Annotated in this window: 19 protein-coding genes, 1 tRNA gene and 1 pseudogene; 16 read left to right on the forward strand and 5 right to left on the reverse strand. The window is 70.1% G+C overall.

Translation table 11 applies throughout. The features are described 5' to 3' along the window. Nucleotides 1-28 precede the first annotated feature (28 nt). A complete protein-coding gene (locus ATK30_RS45405) occupies nucleotides 29-358 on the reverse strand; it encodes a pilin (RefSeq protein WP_238604466.1) in 330 nt (109 codons plus the stop codon). A gap of 161 nt (nucleotides 359-519) precedes the next feature. Further along, nucleotides 520-1,542, reverse strand: a complete 1,023-nt coding sequence (locus ATK30_RS28035; RefSeq protein WP_037364578.1) for a hypothetical protein — start codon at nucleotides 1,540-1,542, stop codon at nucleotides 520-522. A gap of 532 nt (nucleotides 1,543-2,074) precedes the next feature. On the opposite strand from ATK30_RS28035, the gene ATK30_RS28040 reads away from it, so the two are divergent. The 7 genes and pseudogenes from ATK30_RS28040 to ATK30_RS47325 form a co-directional block, all read left to right on the forward strand. Next, on the forward strand, nucleotides 2,075-3,058 hold the full coding sequence (locus ATK30_RS28040) for a hypothetical protein (RefSeq protein ID WP_143271441.1): 984 nt from the start codon (nucleotides 2,075-2,077) through the stop codon (nucleotides 3,056-3,058). After that, nucleotides 3,051-3,968 (forward strand): DNA methyltransferase, encoded by a 918-nt coding sequence (locus ATK30_RS28045; RefSeq protein WP_037364584.1) that lies wholly within the window; start codon nucleotides 3,051-3,053, stop codon nucleotides 3,966-3,968. The genes ATK30_RS28040 and ATK30_RS28045 overlap by 8 nt, the downstream gene beginning before the upstream one ends. Before the next feature lie 111 nt (nucleotides 3,969-4,079). Then, nucleotides 4,080-5,315 (forward strand): DNA-methyltransferase, encoded by a 1,236-nt coding sequence (locus ATK30_RS28050; protein WP_051166187.1) that lies wholly within the window; start codon nucleotides 4,080-4,082, stop codon nucleotides 5,313-5,315. Further along, nucleotides 5,312-6,355 (forward strand): DNA-methyltransferase, encoded by a 1,044-nt coding sequence (locus ATK30_RS28055; RefSeq protein WP_051166188.1) that lies wholly within the window; start codon nucleotides 5,312-5,314, stop codon nucleotides 6,353-6,355. The genes ATK30_RS28050 and ATK30_RS28055 overlap by 4 nt, the downstream gene beginning before the upstream one ends. Continuing rightward, nucleotides 6,352-7,719, forward strand: a complete 1,368-nt coding sequence (locus ATK30_RS46400) for a DNA-methyltransferase (protein ID WP_037364587.1) — start codon at nucleotides 6,352-6,354, stop codon at nucleotides 7,717-7,719. Before ATK30_RS28055 ends, ATK30_RS46400 begins: the two co-directional genes overlap by 4 nt. A 186-nt stretch (nucleotides 7,720-7,905) precedes the next feature. After that, nucleotides 7,906-8,493, forward strand: coding sequence for a hypothetical protein (locus ATK30_RS28065; protein ID WP_037364589.1), 588 nt, complete (start codon nucleotides 7,906-7,908; stop codon nucleotides 8,491-8,493). Nucleotides 8,494-9,189: 696 nt separating this feature from the next. Continuing rightward, nucleotides 9,190-9,804, forward strand: a pseudogene (locus tag ATK30_RS47325) (recombinase family protein); the annotation flags it as partial. 703 nt (nucleotides 9,805-10,507) lie between these two features. On the opposite strand, the gene ATK30_RS28075 reads toward ATK30_RS47325, so the two are convergent. Continuing rightward, a tRNA-Arg gene (locus ATK30_RS28075) sits at nucleotides 10,508-10,583 on the reverse strand. A 105-nt stretch (nucleotides 10,584-10,688) separates the two neighbouring features. Here ATK30_RS28075 and ATK30_RS28080 point away from each other — a divergent pair. The 3 genes from ATK30_RS28080 to ATK30_RS28090 all read left to right on the forward strand — a co-directional run bounded on the left by ATK30_RS28080 (nucleotide 10,689) and on the right by ATK30_RS28090 (nucleotide 13,470). Continuing rightward, nucleotides 10,689-11,810: an epoxide hydrolase family protein gene (locus ATK30_RS28080; protein WP_101438033.1), complete on the forward strand. Its 1,122-nt coding sequence runs from the start codon at nucleotides 10,689-10,691 to the stop codon at nucleotides 11,808-11,810. A 132-nt stretch (nucleotides 11,811-11,942) separates the two neighbouring features. Beyond that, nucleotides 11,943-12,863, forward strand: coding sequence for a cation diffusion facilitator family transporter (locus ATK30_RS28085; protein WP_101438034.1), 921 nt, complete (start codon nucleotides 11,943-11,945; stop codon nucleotides 12,861-12,863). A 10-nt stretch (nucleotides 12,864-12,873) separates the two neighbouring features. Further along, nucleotides 12,874-13,470 carry a flavin reductase family protein gene (locus ATK30_RS28090; RefSeq protein ID WP_101438035.1) on the forward strand — a complete coding sequence of 199 codons (597 nt, stop codon included), beginning with the start codon at nucleotides 12,874-12,876 and terminating at the stop codon, nucleotides 13,468-13,470. A gap of 37 nt (nucleotides 13,471-13,507) precedes the next feature. Here the strand turns inward: ATK30_RS28090 and ATK30_RS28095 are convergent, their stop codons facing one another. Beyond that, entirely contained in the window at nucleotides 13,508-14,158 is a 651-nt protein-coding gene (locus tag ATK30_RS28095) for a DUF305 domain-containing protein (RefSeq protein ID WP_244194951.1), read from the reverse strand. A 119-nt stretch (nucleotides 14,159-14,277) separates the two neighbouring features. Then, nucleotides 14,278-15,114 carry a DUF3105 domain-containing protein gene (locus ATK30_RS28100; RefSeq protein ID WP_101438036.1) on the reverse strand — a complete coding sequence of 279 codons (837 nt, stop codon included), beginning with the start codon at nucleotides 15,112-15,114 and terminating at the stop codon, nucleotides 14,278-14,280. A gap of 202 nt (nucleotides 15,115-15,316) precedes the next feature. On the opposite strand from ATK30_RS28100, the gene argS reads away from it, so the two are divergent. The 6 genes from argS to rho all read left to right on the forward strand — a co-directional run bounded on the left by argS (nucleotide 15,317) and on the right by rho (nucleotide 24,215). Beyond that, nucleotides 15,317-16,981, forward strand: coding sequence for an arginine--tRNA ligase (gene argS / locus ATK30_RS28105; RefSeq protein ID WP_101438037.1), 1,665 nt, complete (start codon nucleotides 15,317-15,319; stop codon nucleotides 16,979-16,981). Nucleotides 16,982-16,984: 3 nt separating this feature from the next. After that, entirely contained in the window at nucleotides 16,985-18,415 is a 1,431-nt protein-coding gene (lysA, locus tag ATK30_RS28110) for a diaminopimelate decarboxylase (RefSeq protein ID WP_101438038.1), read from the forward strand. A 12-nt stretch (nucleotides 18,416-18,427) separates the two neighbouring features. Continuing rightward, complete coding sequence (locus ATK30_RS28115; protein ID WP_279630051.1) at nucleotides 18,428-19,753, forward strand: homoserine dehydrogenase; 1,326 nt, start codon at nucleotides 18,428-18,430, stop codon at nucleotides 19,751-19,753. A gap of 82 nt (nucleotides 19,754-19,835) precedes the next feature. Beyond that, nucleotides 19,836-20,891, forward strand: a complete 1,056-nt coding sequence (gene thrC, locus ATK30_RS28120; protein WP_101438040.1) for a threonine synthase — start codon at nucleotides 19,836-19,838, stop codon at nucleotides 20,889-20,891. Next, entirely contained in the window at nucleotides 20,888-21,778 is an 891-nt protein-coding gene (gene thrB, locus ATK30_RS28125) for a homoserine kinase (protein WP_167442020.1), read from the forward strand. The genes thrC and thrB overlap by 4 nt, the downstream gene beginning before the upstream one ends. A gap of 406 nt (nucleotides 21,779-22,184) precedes the next feature. Further along, the gene (gene rho / locus ATK30_RS28130; protein WP_101438041.1) at nucleotides 22,185-24,215 is read left to right on the forward strand and encodes a transcription termination factor Rho; all 2,031 of its coding nucleotides are present in this window, start codon (nucleotides 22,185-22,187) and stop codon (nucleotides 24,213-24,215) included. Nucleotides 24,216-24,340 lie beyond the last annotated feature (125 nt).

Below are 24,340 nucleotides of genomic sequence, written 5' to 3' on the forward strand. Positions count from 1 at the left end.
GCGGGAGCGTCGGGTCGCGGTCATAGCCTCAGGCCCCGACAATCCCGCGCAGGGTTTCCACCACTAGCGGTGCCAGCGCAGCCAACCCGTAGCCCCAGCCCGCCGACTTGAACGACTGCTTGGCCTTCTCGACTTCGCCGGGGTCGCCCCCGGCCATCAGGTACCGGACGCCGCCGATGGTGAGGAACACCGTCGCCAGCCCAGCGAGGATGCCGATGAGCCAGTTGCGGATGTTGTCGAAGACCTGCCCGACGCTGCTCGCGATCGCGAGCACCTGTGTGGAAGCCTGCGCCGCATCCGCGGCGAGCGAGCTGAGCAGGACCGCGCCGAGTACCGCGTAGATCGCCGCGTGGCGCACTGGCCGCGACCGAGAGATCCGATGACAGGTGCGTGTGGTATCCGTGTGTGCCGTCGGCCGCGAGTGGCTGACGACGCCGGGGCGGGATCGTTTCCGGTCGGTCGTGCTCGACGCGAGGAAGCACGACGGCGCGGGGGTGTGCTGAGTCTGGGGATGGGGTGTCACGCGCATCGGCGCACCTCCGAAGTCGGCTCGTGCTCGGCGGTACGCGGAGAGCCGGGTGAGGTCTCCCCGCGCCCCAAGAGGCCGGATTTCGGGTCGTTTTTCGACACCGCCCGTGACGATTTCCTGGAAGAAGCCGGTCGGCCGTTGCGCAGACGACCGCTCACAGCACGTGACACACCTGGGTTTTCCTCGGCGGGAGCGTCCGGTGGATCGACGACGAGAGCGGCGACAGCTGCGTCGGCGACAGGGTCTTCGGGGCCAGCGCCGGCGACCTGATCGCGCAGCCACGCGACGAGTCGGTCTTCGGCTCGATCACGGGCCTTGAACGCGGTCTTCAGCGCAGCGCCATGACGGTGCGCCCAGTCGGTCACCGAGGTGTCGCCGAGCCGTGTCGCCGAGATCAGTTCCGCTTCGGCGGGGGTGAGAATCTGCTCGCCGACCGCCCGCGCGAGCACCAAGTCGGGATGTCCGTACGGCGGGCGCGGTGCCGCGGAGCGGTAGCCCGAGCCCGCCGGCATCGGAGCGTCGAGCGACTCCTCCAATGCTTCCTGCCCGGCGCGGCGGGCGGCGAAGTGCAGCCGGACCGCGATGGCCGGGTCGGCCAGATCGACGGTCGACAGCGCGTGGACAAACCCGGCGAGCACCGCCGCGTGGGCGTCCGCGCGATCGCCGCGATACCGCGCCGCCAGCCATCGCGCGCTCGCGGCCAGCGACGGCAGCGCCATCCCGACGCACGCCACCGTCCAGGCACCCCCGTGCGTGCGGGAACGCAGCACCAGGTGCGCCCACACGTCGTCGCGCGTGCGGGGCGGGCACTGCTTGCTCATCACCCGGTCCCGCAGTTCGTCCAGCGGCACCGGGCGCCGCGGCAACCCGGCGAACCGGGCCCCCTGCACGGCCATCGGCTTCGGCCCGGTGACCAGCCACCCGAAGGCGTCGCGCGCGGTGTCCAATGGCAACCATTCGTGTCCCCCGCGATCAGGGCGGATAAGCGCAGAAGCAGTCTCGTCGTTCGTCATTTGATGCGCTCCTGACTGGAGTTGGTGAATCAGCTCCGTCAGGACGCCAGGGCGGCGACAAGAAAGGGGCAAGAAAAGAACAAGGATGATCTTGTTGGCAGGCAAATTCGGCTACTAAAACCGAAGCCTCGAAGGACTCGAAGACCTCTTGCTGGCGGCGCACCCTGGCGGCGTCCTCGATCGTCTTAGTAGCTGGCGAGCTGGCGTTTAAGCGATCCTTAGTAGGCAAGCGACTGTTCGTAGAGGAGGGTGCACGACGACTCGGTCGGGCGACTTTGATTCGGATCGGAAATTCTTCTTGGCTCAAGTCGGGATGGTTCGACAGCAGATCGACCCCGCACTGTGTTGGACCCGAATAGTTCCGAACGTCCGGGAGTGTCGACGTATTCGGACTCTCTTCTCGCTGCGTGCGGTTCAGAGCTTCGGGAGTTTGTCAAAAACCTGGAAGTGCGGTGTCGAAAAGCGGCCTCAAAACCCGCCTCTTGGGGTGACTTGGCAGACCGCGCCGATCACACTGCGAGGAAGGCCGCCGATGACTCCAACACCGCACCCTGAGCCCGGAAGCCGCCGCCATCACACGCCGCATCACCGCACGGCGAGCGCGGCGCGTACCCGTCACGGACGGCACCGCGCACCGGAGCGCCTGCCCGCTGTCGCGGCTGCCCGCCGGCCACGTCCGGCGGCCTTCTGGCCGTTCGCCGACGCGGAGATGCTGCCCGGCACCGCGCTGCTTCCCGGCTGGCTCGGACGCACGATCGTCACCCTCGTCACGACCTACACCCGCCCCGGCGACCGCGTCCTTCTCCTCACCCCGCCACCGTCCCCACGCACCCTTCGGCACGCGGTCGGCGGTGCCCGCGACGCCGCCCCCTACGCCGGTCTCGCCGAGGCGGTCTGGACCGTCGCCCGGCTCGGACGCAGCACCGACACTGCGACAGCGGTACTCGCCCCCGACTGCCCGGGCGAGCACACCGACTCGCCCCGCCGTTCCGGAGTTGAGTCGGGGTCGCGACCCCGACTCGGTCGGCTCGATCTGCACCCGCTGGCCGACCCGCACCCAGACTCCCCACGCCCTCCGCGTCGCGACGGAGACCGACCGCGCGGCGGTTTCGACCTGATCATCACCTCGCTCGACCCGCGCGCCACCGACTGGCTCGCGCGCGCCGACTGGGACGCCCTGCTCACCCCGCGCGGCCTCGTTGCTGTCGTCACGCACAGTGATTCCCGCGATGGCCAGCTGCGTGATCCGCTAGCGACCTTGCTGAACACACTGGGTAGTCGCGGATTGCGGTGTCACGATCACATCGCCGTGCTCGCCACGCCTGTGCCGAACCTGCCGGACCGCCCCGACCGGATGTGCGCCGAGGACTCCGTGCCGGACTTCTCGCCGCGCGCGGCCGACGCCGCAGCGCCGCCGCTGCGCTCGGTGCACCACGACCTCGTTCTGCTCGGGCGGCTGTCGCCGGACGCGACGGACGACCGTGGCATCGAGGGGAAGGAGACCTCGGATGTCTAAGAGCGCCGACAGGCAGCTCCCCCGCGCGTCGGGGGAGCGGTCCGAAGGCCCGATTGTGGCGTCGGTGTGGCCGACGGGGACTGACAGCTTGACGGCCCAGCTGACCGAGGGCGGCTACCACGACGCCACCGGTGCCGACCCCGGCCTGATGGCCCCGGCGATCGCCCGCTACGCCGTCGCGGCGCTGACCCGGCCCGGCGATGTCGTGCTCGATCCCGACTGCGGCGCGGGCACCACGATCGTCGAAGCGCTCCGGACCGGGCGGCACGCGATCGGGTTGACCGGGCAGCGCCGGTGGTGGCGCCTGGCGCGCGCCAACGTGACCGCCACGAAGGCGCGGGGCGTGTTCGTAGACGGGATGGTCCTCGTCCTCGACCGACGCCCCGGAACGGCCGCCGCCGCAGCCACGGCCGGGTTGACCGGACGGATCGCTCTCCTCCTGACAACCCTGCGACCCGGTCCGGTCGGCGACATCGATGGTGCACTGGAGAGGTTGCACGGACTGCTTGCGCAATACCGGCCGCTGCTGCGTCCGGGCGGGCACGTGGTCGTCACCAGCGCCCCGCAGCGCCACCCCGTGCGGCACGACCTGCTCGACGTGCCCGGCCGGATCGCGGCGGTCGCCGGCGCGGCCGGGCTGGCGCCGGTCGCGCGGTGCGTGGCGTTGACCGCCGCAGTGCGACGAGGCCGCACGTACACCCGCGCGTCGCTGGCCCAGCGACGAGCCGCCGCCCGAGCGGAACGCGTTCTCGGGCATCCGGTCGCGCTGCCCGCGCACCACACCGCGCTGGTGCTCCGGGCCGATCCCGACGCCGCCGATCCGGCCCTGAACCAGTCCCTCCCCGCGCTGCCCGCGCCCCCACCACGCGGCCACGGGCGCGGAACACGGCCCGATTCGGCCGCCGCCTGAGTGCGCGCCGCGTCGCCCAGCACCCGCCGGCAACCCGCCTGTGGCGCAGCGACGCGATCCGACGTACTGCGGCTCGCGATTTCAACCCAACGTGCCGAAGGAGCGAATCTCATGGACACCGTCCACTACCGCGATGACACCGTCACGTTCTGCACCGGCGACGCCACCGCGACCCTCGCCGGCCTGGCGGAGAAATCGGTGGACTGCGTGGTCACCAGTCCGCCGTACTGGGGGCTGCGCGACTACGGGACCGGAACCTGGGTCGGCGGCGATCCCGGTTGCGCGCACCTTGCCGGGTCCGGACGCGGCGGCAACATTCCCCAGTCCAAACACCCCGGTCTCGCCTATCCCGCGTCGGCGGCGCATCGCGGCGGCGAGCCGCAGCGCTGCCGCCGGTGCGGTGCCCGTCGCGAGGACGACCAGCACGGCCTGGAGGCGACCCCGCAGGACTACGTCGACCGGCTGCGGCAGGTCTTCAGGCAGCTGCGCCGGGTCCTGTCCGACACCGGCACGGTGTGGCTGAATCTGGGCGACTCGTACTCCGCCGAACCGCCCGGCCGCACCGGGGACGCGATGCGGGCGAGCACCCTGTCCGGTCGCAGCGCGGCGGCGCCGCTGCGGGAGTCGGTGCGCCGGGCCGGGGTGGCGCGCACGCGGTCGCTGCCGCGGAAGAACCTGGTCGGGATGCCGTGGCGGGTGGCGTTCGCGCTGCAGGCTGACGGCTGGATTCTGCGCAATGCGATCGTGTGGCACAAACCCAATGCCATGCCCGAATCCGTGCGTGACCGGTTGTCGAACCGGTACGAGATGCTGTTCCTGTTGACCAAACAGCAGAAGTATTTCTTCGACCTCGACCCGATCCGCGAACCGCTCGCATGCCCGGAAGCCCTCACGTCGGGCAGTGTGATCGGCGGCGCGAACAAGGGCCGCCACAGCGGGATCGGCGCGACCGCGCGCCGCCGCGGACACAGCGTGTACGGCAAATACCGGGATACCGAGCCGTTTTCCGCGAAAGCGCACGGGGACGCGATGCGCCCGACCGGCGCGCGGCACACCGCCGCGCATGCTCGGGGCAAGAATCCGGGTGACGTCTGGTCGATCACCACCCGCCCGTTGCGGGAGGCGCACTTCGCCGCGTTCCCGGTCGACATCCCACTGCGCTGCATCGCGGCCGGATGCCCAGCCGGCGGTGTAGTGCTCGACCCGTTCAGCGGTGCCGCCACCACCGGACTGGCCGCACGCCAGCTCGGCCGCTCCTACGTCGGCATCGACCTCAACCCGGAGTTCCACGAGATCGGCCTGCGCCGCCTTGGTCTCACCGCACAGAACACCGGGAGGGCGGCATGACCACCTTCGCCGCACGCTCCCCTGAGGACGACGCCGTCACGCTGGTGACCGCCGACGCCGAAGCCGGAATCCAGAACCTGCCCGAGGATTCGATCGACTGTCTGGTCACCAGCCCGCCCTACTGGCGGCTGCGCGACTACGCACCCGACACTTGGACCGGTGGCCGGCCCGGCTGCCGACACCGGTCCGCAGGCCTCGGCAGCCGGGGTTCAGTGCAGCAGAGGTGCCGGGATTGCGGGGCGCGGCGTGAGCATCCGCAGATCGGGCTGGAACCAACTGCGGACGACTACGTCGAGACCGTGCGCGCAGTGTTCGCCGCGGCCCGGCGGGTGCTGACTCCGCGGGCCACCGTGTGGGTCAATCTTGGTGACAGCTACTCCACCAATTCCGACGGCTATTGGTGCACGACCCCTGGGCATACAGGGCAATCGCACTACCGGCCGCGAGCGGACGTGCCGCACAAGAATCTGCTCGGCATGCCATGGCGGCTGGCCTTCGCTCTGCAGAACGACGGGTGGATCTTGCGGTCGGCGATCGTCTGGCACAAGCCCCACGCCACGCCCACATCGATCTCCGACCGTCTCGCGACTCGGCACGAGATGCTCTTCCTGTTCGTCACGCAGCCGGACTACTACTTCGACCTCGATGCGATCCGGCAGCCCTACACCGGCGACCGGGCTCTGTCCCGGCGCGCCCACCACCGGGGCACCAAACCGAACACCGCCCGCGGAACCTGGCCCCGCACACCCGCCGACGGACAGCGTGGTCGCAACCCCGGCAACGTGTGGACCATCCCGCCGGACCGCACCCGTATCGGGCATCCCGCTCCGTCGCCGGCCGAGATCCCGCGGCGCTGCATCGCGGCGGGATGCCCGCCCGGCGGTCACGTCCTCGACCCGTTCAGCGGCAGCGGCACCACCGCCGTCGCCGCCCGCGAACTCGGCCGACGTTTCACCGGCATCGACACCAACCCCGCCTACCACGAGCTCGCACTCCGACGCATCACCGCAGTCGACCCGGACACAGGACGGCCGCAATGACCGACGACACCGCCTTTGTTCAACCGGAAATCATCCACGGCGACGCCCGCGCCCTTCCGGTCCCGGACGCCAGTGTCGATCTGGTGGTCACCAGCCCGCCCTACTTCGGGCTGCGGACCTACCGCGATGGCGACGCCGTCTACCGCGGACAGCTCGGTGCCGAAGACACCCCGGGTGCCTATCTCGAGAACCTGATCGCCTGTACCCGCGAGATGATCCGCGTCCTCCAACCGTCCGGGTCAATCTTCGTCAACCTCGGTGACAAGTACTCCAGCTACAACAACGGCAAAGGCCGCTCCCTGAACGGAACCCGCGGTGCCGGGCAGGTCCCGGACGGCGGCGACCCACACAGCCGCAGTGTTCCGGCGAAGTCGCTGATCGGCTTGCCCTGGCGCTACGCCCTGCGCTGCGTCGACGAACTCGGGTTGATCTTGCGCGCCGAGATCATCTGGTCCAAACCACACGGACTGCCCGAGGCCGTGCGCGACCGGGTCCGCCGCAGCCACGAAACCTGGTTCCACCTCACGCTCAACCCGCGCTACTACAGCGCTATCGACACCATCAGACTTCTGCATTCCGCGCCGAGTCTCGTTCGTGTGGCACCGCACCGATCCCATCCTGGCCGCGCGGCACGCGACGGTCGGTACTACCCGGGCGCAAAACAGCAGACCCTGAAACGACGCCAGATGTCGCACCCGCACGGCCGCCTGCCCGGATCGGTCTGGGAGATCGCACCGCAACCCCTGCGGGTGCCCCCGCACCTCGGGATCGCGCACCATGCGTCGTTTCCGGTGGAATGGCCTCGGCGACTCGTCCTCGGGTGGTCACCACGACGCGTCTGTACTGCGTGCGGGCACGGCCGCCGCCGAGTCCCGATCGCTTACGGCCTGGACACCTCCCGGCCCCAGACGCGGCGGGCGCTGGAACTGGTGCGCGAGCACGGCCTGACCGAGGCCCACCTGTCCGCGCTGCGAGCCGCGGGACTCAACGACACGCCCCGCGCCGTCGACACCCAGGGCCGTCCGGGCGGGCACGAGCACCCCGGTGGGCAGCTCGTCGCCGAGGCACGCGCCGCACTGGGCGGCTACGCCCGCGAATTCCTGCTGTCGCGCGCCACCGAGTTCGCCGACGCCTGCGATTGCGCCGACACGAACGCGGCCGGCGTTCCCGGTGTGGTGCTCGATCCCTTTGGCGGCACCGGAACCACCGCGTTAGCCGCCGCCGTGCACGGCCGGCGAGCCATCTCGCTGGATGCCAGCCGCGACTACTGCCGCCTCGCCGCCTGGCGCGTCCACGACCCCCGCCAGCAAGCACGAGCCCGCGGCACCCACCCGGCCACGGAACCGGCTCCGCGCGCAGCGTGACACCCGTGCCGGTGTGACGTGGACGACAGGCGAGGCCCACTCGTCCGGGGCCTCCGCTTTTCGCCGATCGACGCTACGATCCCAGGCCCGCAGCATCCCAGCTGGACCCTCTGGCCAGCTGGTTTGCGCTGAGCGACAGGCGCTTGCGCGTGGCGCGGGACGAGGAGACCAGGAGGCACGATTCCCATGTCCGCCCCAGCAGCGACTACGGCCACCGAGGGGATCGGCGCCGTGTCCGAGCCGATCAGGGCGGCGTTCTACGGACGCAAGAACAGGACCGACACGATCGCCCTGCGCCTCCTGCGTCAGCAGTACCAGTTGTGCGAGCAGACGTTTCGTCCTCGCGTGGTGATCACCCACTGCTTCTACGACCTGCCCGCCGACGTCGACCCGGTGATGCTGCACGATGCGGGACTGCCCCGACGCGAGGGCGGGTGGCGCGAGCTGGCTGCGACTTTGTCCACTCCGGAACCGGGCTACGACCTGATCGTCTGCGAGAAGGCGGAGCGGCTGTCGCGCGATCCGTTCGAGATTCTGGCTCGCGAACGCCTCGCCGCGCAGCACTGTGTCCCGATCATTTACGCGACCGAGCCCTGGGACCCGGTCTTGGAGATGCTGCCGCAGGCGCGTGCGCTCACCGCGCTGATTCGCCGCCGCGTCCAGGGCTCCGGCTATTTCACGATCGAAAACCCGTATATGGGCGGACAAGGGGGTGTGGACGTTGGCCGGGGAATACGAGCGCCGCGACGACGCCACCGGACGTCTGGCTCCTGACGAACCACCGGAACTGGTCGCGGAAATCCGGGCTGTGGAAGGAATCGAGGCTCAGCGGCTGGCCGCGGAACAAGCACGAGTGTTGTGGGAGGTGACGGAATGGCAGGCCCGGAACAGGTCCGTCGGTGGGCTGGACAACGCAGCGTAGGACCCGTACGGAGTCGTTACGGCAAAGCGGCGGGCTGCGAACCGATGTGCACCTCCTCGCAGCCGACGGTTCTTCGCTTCGCATGGCTGGGCCGTGTGTCCACACGGGACATGCAGGACCCGACCCTCTCCTTGCCGCGCCAGTTGGGGTCGTCGCAACGCTCGCTTCCCGAAGGCGGCCTCATCGTCGCGCATTTCTACGACGTCGAGTCCGGGCGCATGGATCTCGACGCTCGTGGAAGCGGCCGCGCGCACGAACAGTTCGACATCCCGATCCCGCGTGACGGGGGTATCCAGGATCTGCTCGCCGAGGCCGAACGGCCTGATCGGCGGTTCGACTATGTCATCTGCGAGTCGATCGAGCGCACCGCCCGGCACATGTACTACGGCACCACCATCGAACATCGCTTGGAGCGCGCCGGAGTGCGCCTGCTTGCCGCAGACGAGCCCTTTCAACTGACCACAGTGGACGGTCGAAAACCCAAGACTGCCACGCAACTGTTGACCCGGCGGGTCAAGCAGAGCATCTCCGAGTTTTACGTCGTAGACATGCTGGAGAAGTCCTGGGACGGCTACGCTACCCACACCGAAGCCGGGTACAACATCGGCAAAGCCTGCTACGGCTACCGTGCGCGTCACGTACCGCACCCGGTTCCCGCCAAGCGCGCCAAGGGCGCCAAGAAAACCTTCCTCGACGTCGACCCAGCCCAGGCGCCCGCGGTGCGCAAGGCATACCACTGGCGAATCACCGAACGGCTCGGCTACCAAGCCATCGCGGACCGCCTCAACCTCGACCCCTCCAGCTACCCGCCGCCCGTCCCCGTCGACCCGAAACGTGCCGTCGGCCGCTGGACCTACTCGAACGTGCGCGACATCCTCACCAATCCCAAGTACACCGGGCACATGGTGTGGAACCGCAGCGGACGCAAGTCCCGAGGAAACCGCGCCAACCCCATCGGGGAATGGATCTGGACCACGAAACCCGTCCACGAAGCTCTCGTCACCCTGGAGGACTGGCTGCAAGCCCAGGACGTCAGCGGCCACCGCTTCGGCTCCCGCAGCACCGGCAACAACACCAACGTCAAACATCCCCAGACCAAGCGCAGCTACCTGCTGCGCACCTACCTGTTCTGCGGCGACTGCGGCCGCCGCATGAACGGCAAGACCCGCCGAGGCCACGCCTACTACGTCTGCGCCCCGAAGAAGGGGTACGTCCCCGAGGGGCACCCCGCCGCGGGAAGCTTCTGGATCCGCGAAGACGCCATCGTCGACAAGCTCAACGAGTTCCTGTCCGCCCACATCTTCGGCACCTACCGCCGCAGCCTGCTGGGGGATGCCGCTCGCGAACTCGGCGCTGCCGCGCAGCGGGAACGAGAGCAGCGCATCGACGCACTGCGCCGCGAGATCAACGACACCGTTCGCATGATCAAGAACGTCGTCCGCAGTTTCGCGCTGTTCGAAAAGCCGACCAAGGAACTTGTCGGCGAGATCAACGACGAGCGCAGTGAGCTTCACGAACGCAAATCTCAGCTCGAAGTCCAGCTCGCCCAGATCGAGGAGGAGAATCAGCAGGCGGTCAACCCTGACCTGCTTGACGCTCTGCCCGTGGGCGAGGTTCGGGTCGAGGAGTTGCCCGAGGACGTCGCACGGCGACTCTTCGAAGCCCTCCGGCTTGAGGTGCGCTACCAGAAGCGCGCCAACCAGATCAAGTGCACAGCCACGCTCGTAGGACCCGCAGTCTCAGCGGTGCGGCAGGCTGCTCGCGGTGCCGTCATCTTACCGTTTGACCGCAGCAAGCGCATTGACCAGCGTAAACACGAGAAAGAGGAGGATGTCATGTCTGACATCTCTCCCGTTCCCATCCTTGTGGTGCCCTCGGCAGGATTCGAACCTGCGACACCTGCCTCCGGAGGGCAGTGCTCTATCCCCTGAGCTACGAGGGCTCGCTTGCGCGACTGAACAGAGCCTAGCGCATGCCCCGTTCCGGCTGTGCACAGGAGGGTGCTTAACGCGGTAGCGTCGGATCATCGACGCGGAGGGAGGCGGCGGTGCGCGCCGAGCCGTTCCAGGTCAGGGTGGCTGAAGAGGACATCGACGACGTGCGGGCGCGGTTGCGGCGCACCCGGTGGCCGGAGGCGGAGACCGTCGCGGACTGGTCGCAAGGGGTGCCTCTCGCTTACGCGCGGGAGCTGTGCCGCAGCTGGGCCGAGGATTACGACTTCGGGTTCGCCGAGCGGCTCAATGTCTTCCCGCAGTTCCGGCAGGAGATCGACGGCCTCGGGATTCACTTCGTGCACCTCCGCTCGCCCGAGCCGAACGCGTTCCCGCTGGTGATCACGCATGGCTGGCCTGGTTCGGTGCTCGAATTCCTCGACATCCTCGGCCCGCTGACCGATCCGCGGGCGCACGGCGGCGACCCGGCGGACGCGTTTCACGTCGTCGCGCCTTCGCTGCCGGGGTATGGCTGGAGCGACAAACCGAGCGAGACCGGTTGGGGCGTCCGGAAAATCGCGACGGCTTGGGATCAGCTGATGGTCTCGCTCGGCTACGACCGCTACGGCGCGCAGGGCGGCGACTGGGGTTCGGCCGTTTCGGGGGCGCTCGGCGAGGTCGCGCGGGAACGGGTCGCGGGCGTGCACGTCAACATGGCGGCCGCGCCGCGAGGCGACTTCGAAGACGAGACCGACGAGGAACGCGAAGGCGCGCAAGCGGCCGCGGAGTTCCGGCGCACCGGCCAGGGCTACTCGGGGCAGCAGGGCACGCGTCCGCAAACCCTCGGCTACGGCCTGACCGACTCGCCGGCGGGGCAAGCGGCGTGGATCGCAGAGAAGTTCTGGGCCTGGACCGACAACAACGGGAGCCCGGAGGACGCGGTCACGCGGCAGCAGCTTCTCGACGCGATCTCGGCGTACTGGTTCACCGCGTCCGCGACGTCGTCCGCGCGGCTCTACTGGGAGAGCTACCGCAGCTTCGGCGACCTCGTCACGGCGCCGTCCGGCATCTCGGTCTACCCGCGCGACCTCGTCCGCCCGTCGCGACGGCAGGCGGAGCTGAAGTACACCGATCTGCGCTGGTTCGAGCGGTTGCCTCGCGGCGGGCACTTCGCCGCGATGGAACAACCGGCGTCGCTCGTCGAGCAGATCCGCGGGTTCTTCCGGCTCGTGCGCTGATCATCCCACCTCGCGGAACGGGTCTGGGAGAAACGCTTCACCAGGCGTTAGAGTGAAGTTAGGCTAGCCTGTATTGCATATATGCGCATGTGACTATATATTCCTCTCGACACCGAGATGGGGAGGCGAGCGATGGGACACGGGCACGGCCACGGGCACACCGCCGCTCCGGCGAGCGCGTCCGGCCGCTACGTCCGCGCACTGTTGATCGCTCTCGCGGTCGGTGCGGGGTTCATGGTGCTGGAGTTCGCGGTGGGCTTCGCCACCGGCTCGCTCGCGCTCATCTCCGACGCCGCGCACATGTTCACCGACGTTCTCGGCGTCGGAATGGCGCTCGTCGCGATCGTGCTCGCGCTCCGCAGCGGGCCGACGCCCAGCCGTACGTTCGGCATGTACCGGGCGGAAGTCCTTGCCGCGCTTGCCAATGCGGTGCTGTTGTTCGGCGTCGCCGGGTACGTGGCGGTCGAGGCGATCGGCCGGATCACCAACCCGCCGGAGGTGCCCGGACTGCCGGTGCTGCTCGCCGCTGCCGCGGGTCTCCTGGCCAACATCGTGTCGTTCCTGGTGCTGCGCTCGGGCGCGAAGGAGAGCCTGAACGTCCGCGGCGCGTACCTCGAAGTGCTGGCTGATCTGATCGGTTCGGTCGGCGTGCTGCTCAGCGGCGCGATCACGCTCACCACCGGCTGGCGCTACGCCGACCCGATCATCGGTGTCGCGATCGGCCTCTTCGTGCTGCCGCGCACCTGGACGCTCGCCCGCCGCGCGCTGCGGATCCTCTTCCAACACGCGCCCGCTGGCGTGGACGTCGGCGAGATCAGCACCGAACTCGCCGCGCTGCCAGGGGTCGCGGATGTGCACGACCTGCACGTCTGGACGCTGACCTCAGGCATGGAGGTCGCATCGGCGCATTTGACGGTGAAGGCCGATGCCGAGCAGTCCACCGTGCTCACCAAGGCGCAAGACCTGCTGTCCGTCCGCTACGAGATCAAACACGCGACGCTTCAGGTCGAGGGACCGCAATGCGCCCGTCGGTGCGCGGAGCTGTCCTGGTAGACCGGGGGCTATGCGCAAGGACTTCGACCCCGCAGAGTTGGCCCCGAACGCGTTCTACCGGCTATTGACCGCCACCGTCGTGCCGCGGCCCATCGCTTGGGTTTCGAGCGTTTCCCGCGACGGGGTGGACAACCTCGCGCCGCATTCGTTCTTCACCGTCGCCTCGGCCGCGCCCGCGGTGCTGCAGTTCACCTCGGTCGGGCGGAAAGACACCCTGCGCAACGTCGAGGCGACCCGTGAGTTCGTGGTCAATCTCGCGCCCGAGCCGCTGTTCGAGCAGATCAACGCCACCGGCGCGGATTTCCCGCCGGAGCTGAGCGAATTCGACGAGGCCGGGCTGACCCGCGAGCCGAGCCTGAAGGTCCGCCCGCCGCGGGTCGCGGAATCGCCGGTGGCCTTCGAATGCGAACTGCACAGCACGGTCGGTTTCGGGCGTTCGACGGTGGTGTTCGGCCGGGTCGTGCACCTCGCGGTCAACGAGGACGTCCTCGACGGCGACCACCCGATGATCGACCGGCTGCGGCCGCTGTCCCGGCTGGGCCGCGACGAGTGGGGGACGCTGGGCGACATCAAGGAACTGGCGCGGCCGAAATACACAAGCTCGTGAGCGGCTAGGCGCTCACGAGCTTGTCGGGGAGCATCGATCAGGGGGCGGGCAGCGGCTGCGCGTCCCGCGCCTTGAGCATGCTCTTCATCTGGTCCATTTCCGCGCCCTGGGACACCAGCATGCTGCGGCACAACGCCTTCACCGCGTCGACGTTCGTGTGGTCCTGGGCGTACTCGGCCATCGCCACGCCGCCCTGGTGGTGGCGCAGCATCAGCTGCAGGAAGTCGACGTCCAGCGCACGGCCGGACAGCGTGCGCAGCTTCGCGAGTTCCGCGTCGGTGGCCATGCCGGGCATCGGCGCGCCGCCCGCCGGGCTGCTGGTCGGCATCTGCATGCCCGCGTGGCCCATCGGTTCGGTCATCCAGCTCATGTACGCGCCGGTCGCCTGCTCCGGCTGGTCCCACAGCATGAGCCAGCCCTTCATCCGCCCGACCTGCTCGGTCTGCGTGCGCTCGATGTCGAACGCGAGCTGGCGGATCTCCGGGTCGGCGGAGTGGTCGCGCGCCCAGCCGGCCATGGTGACCGCCTGCAGGTGGTGCACCGACATGTCCTGGGCGAACCCGACCTCGACCGACCCCGCGCCCGGCGTCGCGGGCGCCGCGTCGCCGCCGTCGGTGAGCCGCGTCGCGAAGACCCCGATCGCGGCCCCGACCAGCAGCACCGCGATCAGCGTCCCGCCGATGACCACCCACCGGGACCAGCCGGGCCGTTCCGCCGCGGCGGACTCCTCGGCGGTCTCGGCGTCGGCGGAACGGGCGGTCTCGACGCCGTCCGTCCCGTCGGCGCGGTTTTCGGAGCGGCTCACGGTCACTGCCCGGCGGGCGGGGTCCCCGGCATGCCGCCCTGCTCGTTCTGCGCCCCGGTGCTGCCCTTGTAGTCCATCGGCTTCGCGTCCTTGCCCGGCTTGCTCGGGTCGAACTTCGGCGGGTCACTCGGGTCGAACATGCCCTTGCCGAGCGCGTCGCACGAGGCGCCGATCTCCGGGTACACGCCGTTCGGGTTGGTCCGCAGCGCGGCGATGAACTGGTCGATGCGCGGGTCGCTGGCGCTGTCCAGCTTCAGCTGGTGGCCCCACGACTGCAGCGAGATCGGCTTGTCCAGGCCCGGGTAGGGCGACATCATCGTGTACGGCTTGCCCTTGACGCGCGCTTCGAGCAGCGCGATCTGGTCGCCCTTGACGAGGTCCGGGTTGTAGGCGATCCACACCGTGCCGTGCTCGAGCGAGTGCACCATGTTCTCGTTGCGCACCGCGGTCGGGTACACGACGCCGGTGCAGGTGGCCCAGTAGCCGTCGTGCGGGCCGCCGAACGGCGGGCTCTGGTCGTAGGCCACCCGTTCGGTGGGCAGGATGTGCACCGAACCGGTGTACTGCTTGATCACGACGCCGGGGATCTTCTTCGACGGGTCCGGGTTGCTCGCGCTCGGCGCGAAGGCGGCGGCGGCCGCGTCCCGGGACGCCTGGTCGCGCTTGGGCGCGGACGCCTGCAGGTAGTAGACGATGACGCCGGCCAGCAGGGCCACCACCACGACGACGCCGATGATGGTGCCCCAGGGCGTACGCTTGCCCGCGACGACCGAGCGGTTCTTCGCCGCCTTCACCGCGGAGGCGGACGAGCCCTTCTTCCTGGTGGTCCCGTTGGCCATGATTGCCGAGATCTCCTCGTGAGAGCGGGGAAGGGATCCGGACGGACCCTGCCGGTAGCCCAGTGTAGAGACCGGGCGTGCGATCACCGTGAACACCCGCGAGGCGCCCCGGCGAGCGGAACATCCGCCTCCGGTGTGCCCGCCGTCTCGCCAGCGCGTACCGCCGGAAGCGCGCGGCCGAAGCGCACCTAGAATTCGGCGAGTGACTCCCGCCGCTCTCGCCGATCTGGTCCGCAGCTCCGCCGTGCAGGTCCTCGCCGCACGGGGCGTCGACGCCGCCGTGCTGCCGGAGACCGTGACCATCGAACGCCCGCGCAACCCGGACCACGGAGACTACGCGACCAACCTCGCGCTGCAGGTGGCGAAGAAGGCCGGGCTGAAGCCGCGCGAGTTCGCCGAGGCGCTCGCCGAGGTCGTCGCCGGCGCGGACGGCGTGGCCGCGGCCGAGGTCGCCGGACCGGGCTTCCTGAACTTCCGGCTCGCCGCGGACGCGCAGGGCGAGCTCGTGCGCCAGGTGCTGGCCGCGGGCGCGGAGTACGGCCGCGGCGACGCGCTGGCCGGGCGCCGGATCAACCTGGAGTTCGTCTCCGCGAACCCGACCGGCCCGATCCACCTCGGCGGCACGCGCTGGGCCGCGGTCGGCGACGCGCTGGGCCGGGTGCTCGGCGCGCAGGGCGCGGACGTCACCCGCGAGTACTACTTCAACGACGCCGGCGCGCAGATCGACCGCTTCGTGCGCTCGCTGATCGCCGCCGCGAAGGGCGAGCCCGCCCCGGAGGACGGCTACTCCGGCGGGTACATCAGCGACATCGCGGCCGAGGTGATCAAGGCCGAGCCGAGCGCGCTGAGCCTGCCCGAGGACGAGCGGCACGAGACCTTCCGGCGCATCGGCATCGAGCTGATGTTCAGCCAGATCAAGCAGAGCCTGCACGAGTTCGGCACCGATTTCGACGTCTACTTCCACGAGAACTCGCTGCACGAGTCGGGCGCGGTCGACGCGGCGGTGCAGCAGCTCAAGGACTCCGGCAATCTCTACTTCGCCGACGGCGCCTGGTGGCTCAAATCCAGCGAGTACGGCGACGACAAGGACCGCGTCGTCCTCAAGAAGGACGGCAACCCGGCCTACATCGCGGGCGACCTCGCCTACTTCAAGGACAAGCGCAACCGCGGTTTCGACCTGTGCATCTACATGCTCGGCGCGGACCACCACGGCTACATCGCGCGGCTCAAGGCGGCCGCCGCGGCGTTCGGCGACGACCCGGCCACGGTCGAGGTGCTGATCGGCCAGATGGTGAACCTGGTCAGCGACGGCAAGCCGGTGCGGATGTCCAAGCGCGCGGGCACCGTGATCACGCTCGAGGACCTCGTGGAGGCGGTCGGCGTCGACCCGGCCCGCTACGAGCTGATCCGCTACTCCGTCGATTCCTCTTTGGACATCGATTTGGACTTGCTGCGCAAGCATTCCAACGACAACCCGGTCTACTACGTGCAGTACGCGCACGCCCGGCTGTCGTCGCTGCGGCGCGGCGCGGCGGACCTCGGCCTGAAGGTCGACGGGTCCGGGGCGGACGTCGATTTCGGACTGCTCACCCTGCCTGCTGAAGGCGACCTGATCCGCACCATCGGCGAATTCCCGGCGGTGGTGCGGCGGGCGGCGGAGATGCGCGAACCGCATCGCGTGGCCCGCTACCTCGAGGAACTGGCCGGCGCGTACCACAAGTTCTACACCGTGGGCCGGGTCCTCCCGCAGGGCGACGAGGAGGCCACCCCCCTCACGTACGCCCGGCTCGCTCTGTGCGAAGCCGCGCGCCAGGTGCTGGCGAACGGCCTGTCGCTGCTCGGTGTCTCCGCTCCGGAACGGATGTAAGAAATGGCGCACCCCGCGGGCCCCCGCCACGCCGACGTCTACCCCCATGCCGACGCTTCCGGGTTCCCGCCCGCGAGTGCCGGCGAACTCGACCAGTTGCCCGCGAAAGTGTGGCCGCGCAACGTTTATCGCGCCGCGGACGGCGTCGTCCGGATCGCCGGGGTCGACGTGCGCGACCTCGCCCAGACGTACGGCACGCCGCTGTTCGTGGTCGACGAGGCGGACTTCAAGTCCCGCTGCGCCGACTACGCCGAGGCGTTCGACGACCCGGCGCTCGTGCACTACGCGTCGAAGGCGTTCCTGTCCGTCGAGGTCGCCCGGTGGGTAGCCGAACAGGGGCTGAGCCTCGACGTCTGCAGCGGCGGCGAACTGGCCGTCGCGCAGCGCGCGAACTTCCCGGTGGAGCGGATTACGTTCCACGGCAACAACAAATCCGTCGCCGAACTGGACGCGGCCGTCGAGGCCGGCGTCGGCACCGTGGTGGTCGACTCGTACTACGAGATCGCCCGGCTCGCCGAAATCGCCGCCGCGCACGAGGTCGAGCAGAAGGTCCTCGTCCGGGTGACGGTCGGCGTCGAGGCGCACACCCACGAGTTCATCGCGACCGCGCACGAGGACCAGAAGTTCGGTTTCTCGCTGGCTTCCGGCGACGCCGCCGAGGCGGTGCGCCGGGTGCTGAACGCGCCGTCGCTGAAACTGGTCGGCCTGCACAGCCACATCGGTTCGCAGATCTTCGACGCCGACGGGTTCGAGGTCGCCGCGCGCCGCGTCGTCGGACTGCTCGCGGACCTGGCCAAGGAGCACGGCCCGGAGCTGCTGGACCAGATGAACGTCGTCGACCTCGGCGGCGGTTTCGGCATCGCGTACACCGAAAAGGACAACCCGCCGCCGCCCTCGCAGATGATCACGCAGATCCGCGAGATCGTCCGCAAGGAATGCGCGTACGCCGAGCTGCCGGTGCCGCGCATCGCGGGCGAACCCGGCCGCGCGATCGCGGGTCCGGGCACGTTCACCCTGTACGAGGTGGGCACGATCAAGGACGTCGCGCTCGGGGACGAGACCGCCCGCCGGTACGTCAGCGTCGACGGCGGCATGAGCGACAACATCCGCACGGCGCTCTACGACGCGGTGTACGACTGCCGGGTGGTCTCGCGGTCCGCCGCCGACGGCGACGAGCCGGTGACCCCGTCGTTGTCTCGCGTGGTGGGAAAACACTGTGAGTCCGGCGACATCGTCGTCCGAGACTGCTGGCTGCCAGACACGCTGGCTCCCGGCGACCTGCTGGCCGTCGCGGCGACCGGCGCCTACTGCTACGCGATGGCCAGTGGTTACAACCGGCTGCCGCGGCCCGCGGTGGTCGCCGTGCGCAACGGCGCCGCCCGGCTGCTGCTGCGCAGGGAGACGACGGACGACATGCTGCGCCTGGAGGTTTGAGAAGTGTCCCCTGTGTCTCCGAAAAGCCTGTCTCCCGCGGACCGCGCGCCCATCCGGGTCGCGATGCTGGGCTGCGGCACGGTCGGCAGCGAGGTCGCCCGGCTGCTCACCGAACAGGCCGGCGAGCTGGCGGCCCGCGCGGGCGCGCCGGTGGAACTGGTCGGCATCGCGGTGCGGCGTCCGGACAAGCACCCGGAACTGCCGGCCGAACTGCTGACCGACGACGCCGCGGCGCTCGTGGCCCGCGACGACGTCGACGTGGTGGTCGAACTGGTCGGCGGGATCGACCCGGTGCGCAGCTGGCTGCTCACCGCGCTGAACGCGGGCAAATCCGTGGTCACGGCCAACAAGGCGCTGCTCGCCGAATATTCGGCCGAGCTGTTCGAGGCGTCCGACGCCAGCGGTGCGGACCTCTACTTCGAGGCCGCCGTCGCCGGGGCCATCCCGCTGCTGCGCCCGTTGCGCGAATCGCTGGCGGGCGACCGGATCACCCGCGTGATGGGGATCGTCAACGGCACCACCAACTACATCCTCTCCGCGATGGACGCCACCGGCGCGGGCTACGCCGAAACGCTCGACGAAGCGAGCCGGCTCGGCTACGCGGAAGCGGACCCGACGGCGGACGTCGACGGTTACGACGCCGCGTCGAAGGCCGCGATCCTTGCCTCGCTGGCGTTCCACTCCCGGGTCACCGCGAAAGACGTGCACCGCGAAGGCATCGCCGACGTCACGGCGTCGGATCTGGCCGCCGCGCGCACGCTCGGCCGCACGGTGAAGCTGCTGGCGATCTGCGAACGCGTGACGGCGGACGACGGCACGGAATCGGTGTCCGCCCGCGTCCATCCGGTGATGATTCCGCGCAGCCACCAGCTGGCCGGCGTCGGCGGCGCGTTCAACGCGGTCTACGTCGAAGCGGACGCGGCCGGCGAATTGATGTTCTACGGCCAGGGCGCCGGCGGCGCGCCGACGGCCAGCGCGGTGCTCGGCGACCTCGTCGCGGTGGCGCGCAACCAGGTGCTCGGCGGCCGCGGCCCGCGCGAATCGGCGCACGCCGCGCTGCCGGTGCGGCCGATGGGCCAGACGCCGACTCGCTACCACGTCAGCCTCGACGTCGCGGACCGCGCGGGGGTGCTCGCCCAGGTGGCGCAAGCATTCGCGGCGCACGGCGTGAGCATCGCCGCGGTGCGCCAGCGCGACGCGAACGACACGGCGAGCCTCGTCGTGGTCACCCATCTCGCGCCCGACGCGGCTTTGCAGTCCACTGTGGACGAAATCGCGAAACTCGACGTGGTGCACGACGTGGTCAGCGTGATGCGGGTGGAAGGCGAAGACGCGTGAGCGCCGCGGGCAACCGAACCATGGACATCCCTGCCGCGGGCTCGCTGGTTAGCATGGTGAAACTCCGAAACGAGGCGGCAGCATGAGTTCCTGGCCGGGGATCATTGAGGCGTACCGCGACCGGGTTCCGGTCCCCGACGGGGCGCGTGTGGTCACGCTCGGCGAGGGCAACACCCCGCTGCTGCCCGCCGCGCACTTGTCGGAGCTGACCGGCGCCGAGGTGTACCTGAAGGTCGAGGGTGCGAACCCGACCGGCTCGTTCAAGGACCGCGGGATGACCGTGGCGATCACGCACGCGCTGGCCAGCGGCCTGCAAGCGGTGATCTGCGCGTCCACCGGCAACACCTCGGCCTCGGCCGCCGCGTACGCCGCGCGGGCCGGGCTCACCTGCGCGGTGCTGGTGCCGCAAGGCAAGATCGCGGTGGGCAAGCTCGCCCAGGCGGTGCTGCACGGCGCGCGGATCCTGCAGGTCGACGGCAACTTCGACGATTGCCTCGAACTCGCCCGCAAGACCGCGGCGGACTACCCGGTCACGCTGGTCAACTCGGTCAACCCGGTGCGCATCGCCGGGCAGAAGACCGCGGCGTTCGAGATCTGCGACGTGCTCGGCGAGGCCCCGGACGTGCACTGCCTGCCGGTCGGCAACGCCGGCAACATCACCGCGTACTGGAAGGGCTATTCGGAGTACGCGGCAGACGGTGTGGTGAAGAACACCCCGCGTATGTTCGGGTTCCAGGCCGCCGGCGCCGCTCCGCTGGTGCACGGCGAACCGGTTTCCGACCCGGACACCATCGCGACCGCGATCCGCATCGGCAGCCCCGCTTCGTGGGCGGGCGCGGTCTCCGCGCGCGACGAGTCGGACGGCCTGTTCGAGGCGATCACCGACGAGAAGATCCTTGAGGCGTACCGGCTGCTGGCCCGTCGCGAGGGCGTGTTCGTGGAGCCCGCGTCCGCGACGAGCGTGGCGGGCCTGCTGGCCACCGCGGCGGACGGTCGGCTGCCGAAGGGCGCGAAGGTGGTCTGCACGGTCACCGGGCACGGTCTTAAGGACCCGGCGACGGCGCTGGAAGGCAACGTCGAGGTGGAACCGCTCGCGGTCGACCCGACGGCCGTCGCGGCGGCGCTGGACCTGCGATGACGGCGCTGCCCGGGTTCCGCGCGACGGTCCCGGCGTCGACGGCGAACCTCGGCCCGGGATTCGACGCGCTCGGGCTCGCGCTGGCCCGCTACGACGTGGTCGACCTGCGGGTCACCGAGGGCGGCCTGAAAATCGAGGTGCTCGACGCGGGGGCCGGCGGCGTCGAGGACGTGCCGACCGACGAATCCCACCTCGTGGTCCGCGCGCTCCGGCGGGCCTGCGAACACCTGGACGTGCGGCCGCCCGGGCTGCATCTCCGGTGCCACAACAGCATTCCGCACGCGCGCGGCCTCGGGTCGTCGGCCGCCGCGGTGGTGACCGGCGTGGCGCTGGGCTACGCGCTGGCGGAGCGTCCGCTCGACGGCGACGCGCTCCAGCTCGCGGCCGAGTTCGAGGGCCACGCGGACAACGCGGCGGCGAGCCTGTTCGGCGGGCTCGTGGTGGCGTGGTCCGAGGACGGCCGGTTCCGCGCCGAACGCGTGGAGCCGAACCCGGCGATCCGGCCGGTGGTCGCGGTGCCGGCGGAGAAGTCGTCCACCCACGCGACGCGGGGCCTGCTGCCGTCGCAGGTGCCGCACGCCGACGCGGCGCACAGCGCGGGACGGGCGGCGCTCGCCGTGCTGGCCGTCACCGAACGGCCGGAACTGCTGATGGCCGCCACCGAGGACCGGCTGCACCAGGATTACCGCGCCGAGGCGTACCCGGCGAGCACCGGACTCGTGCGCACGCTGCGTGCCCGCGGAGTGCCCGCCACCATCTCCGGAGCAGGGCCGACTGTGCTCGCTCTCACGCTCACGGGAATACTCCCGCCGGGCGTGGACGTTGAAGGGTTCGACGTCTCCGAATTGCCCGTGGATCGCGATGGCGTGCAGGTGGTGGCCAGGTGACGACCTGGTCACAGGCTGGACGGCAGCGTGCGCCACGCGGGGGGTGGTTGTTGCACCCGGACAGGGCGCGGTCTACCCTCGGGGGCGTTCGATCACCGTGCGTTTCCGCACCCGATGCCGGGCCTGTTCGCCCTTAGCGGCGGCTCCGGTCCGCATCCTTCGTCGATCCGCCGATTCCGCACCGCCTGGCACGCGGGAGGCGGAGGGACGCAGGCGGGTTTCCGGTTCCGGCGGTGCCGAATTCCGCTTTCTCCGTCCGGAGGGGGCAAACACCCTGTGCTGGCGGCGCTTCGCTGTGTCTCGCACGGCTGGGCGCGAGCCGTCCGCATCGGAGGCAGAAGCCGTCTCGCTACCGGCGGCAGTCCGCTGATCCACCTGGAACGTGGATCGGTCAGGAAGGACATGTGTGAGCAACACCGATCTGTTGAGCGGCGACGTGGAGACCCCCGCCGCGGCCGCTGAGACCAATGGGGCCGCGGCCGCTCCGAAGCGTCGCGCCGGGGGCCTGTCCGGAATGGTCATCGCCGAGCTCCGCCAGCTGGCCGGAGAACTGGGTGTGGGCGAGACCACCGGCATGCGCAAGGGGGACCTGATCGCCGCGATCCGCGAGCGCCAGGGCAAGAGCAAGAAGCGCACCGCCGCGGCCGAGACGCTGCCGCTCGACGGCGTCGGCGAGCCGGTCAAGGCCGAGAAGGCCGAGAAGCCCGCCCGCCGCGCCAAGTCCGACGCTCCCAAGGCGGACGCGGCCAAGACTGAGGCTCCCCAGGCGGAGCCGAAGGCCGAGCCGGTCAAGGCGGAGGCTCCCCAGTCCGAGGCTCCGAAGGCGGAGACCGCGCAGGACGGGAAGCCCGCCGCGCAGGAGCGCCCGGAGCGGCACGACCGTTCCGAGGGCCAGTCCGACGGCCAGTCCGAGGAAGGCGGCCGCAACCGCCGCCGCCGCGGCGGCGCGAACCGGGGCGGTGACCAGCGGGACCAGCGGGACCAGCGCGGCGACCGCCAGGGCGGCAACCGCGACAACAATCGCGACGGCAACCGCGACAACCGGGACAACAACGGCCGCGACAACCGCGACGGCAACCGTGACAACCGCGGCGGCCAGGACAACCGGCAGGACAACCGCCAGGACCGGCAGGACAACCGGCAGCGGAACCAGCAGGACAACCGGGACAACCGGCCTCAGGACGACGACGAGGAAGGCGGCCGCCGCGGGCGCCGCTTCCGCGACCGCCGCCGCCGGGGCAGCGGGGGCGGCCGCGCCGAGGGCGGCGCGCCGGACACCGAGATCCGCGAGGACGACGTCCTGCTGCCGGTCGCCGGCATCCTGGACGTGCTCGACAACTACGCGTTCGTGCGCACCTCCGGCTACCTGGCCGGGCCGAACGACGTGTACGTGTCGCTGTCGCTGGTCCGCAAGTTCGGCCTGCGCCGCGGCGACGCGATCACCGGTGTCGTGCGCCAGCCGCGCGAGGGCGAGCAGCAGCGGCAGAAGTTCAACCCGCTGGTGCGCGTCGACTCGATCAACGGCCTGGAGCCGGACGAGGCCAAGCGCCGTCCCGACTTCACCAAGCTGACGCCGCTGTACCCGAACGAGCGGCTGCGCCTCGAGACCGAGCCGCACAAGCTCACGACCCGCGTGATCGACCTGATCATGCCGGTCGGCAAGGGCCAGCGCGCGCTGATCGTGTCCCCGCCGAAGGCGGGCAAGACCACGATCATGCAGGACATCGCGAACGCGATCACGACCAACAACCCCGAGGCCCACCTCATGGTCGTGCTGGTCGACGAGCGTCCGGAAGAGGTCACCGACATGCAGCGGTCGGTGAAGGGCGAGGTCATCGCCTCCACCTTCGACCGCCCGCCGTCCGACCACACCTCGGTCGCCGAGCTGTCCATCGAACGGGCCAAGCGCCTGGTCGAAATGGGCCACGACGTGGTTGTCCTGCTCGACTCGATCACCCGTCTGGGCCGTGCCTACAACCTGGCCGCGCCCGCGTCCGGCCGGATCCTGTCCGGTGGTGTCGACTCGACCGCGCTGTACCCGCCGAAGCGTTTCCTCGGCGCCGCGCGCAACATCGAGAACGGCGGCTCGCTCACCATCTTCGCGACCGCGATGGTGGAGACCGGGTCCACGATGGACACGGTGATCTTCGAGGAGTTCAAGGGCACCGGCAACGCGGAGCTCAAGCTCGACCGCAAGATCTCCGAGCGCCGCGTGTTCCCGGCGGTGGACGTCAACCCGTCCGGCACCCGCAAGGAAGAGCTGCTGCTCTCGCCGGACGAGCTGGCCGTCACGCACAAGCTGCACCGCGTGCTGCACGCGCTGGACTCCCAGCAGGCCATCGATCTGCTGATCTCCCGGCTCCGCAAGACGAAGACCAACATCGAGTTCCTGATGCAGGTCTCGAAGACCGCCCTCGGCGGCGGAGACGAGGACTGAGTCTCCTTTCCACGCATCCGGCCCGCCCCTGGAGTCACCTCGGGGGCGGGCCGGTTGCTGTGTGGAGGTCCGTGAAGGACTCCTTGAGGGAATCAGATTCCCCCAAGGAGTCCTTCACGGACGTT

Origin of the sequence: Amycolatopsis echigonensis (genome assembly GCF_002846615.1) — a bacterium.
Taxonomy (GTDB): Bacteria; Actinomycetota; Actinomycetes; order Mycobacteriales; family Pseudonocardiaceae; genus Amycolatopsis; species Amycolatopsis echigonensis.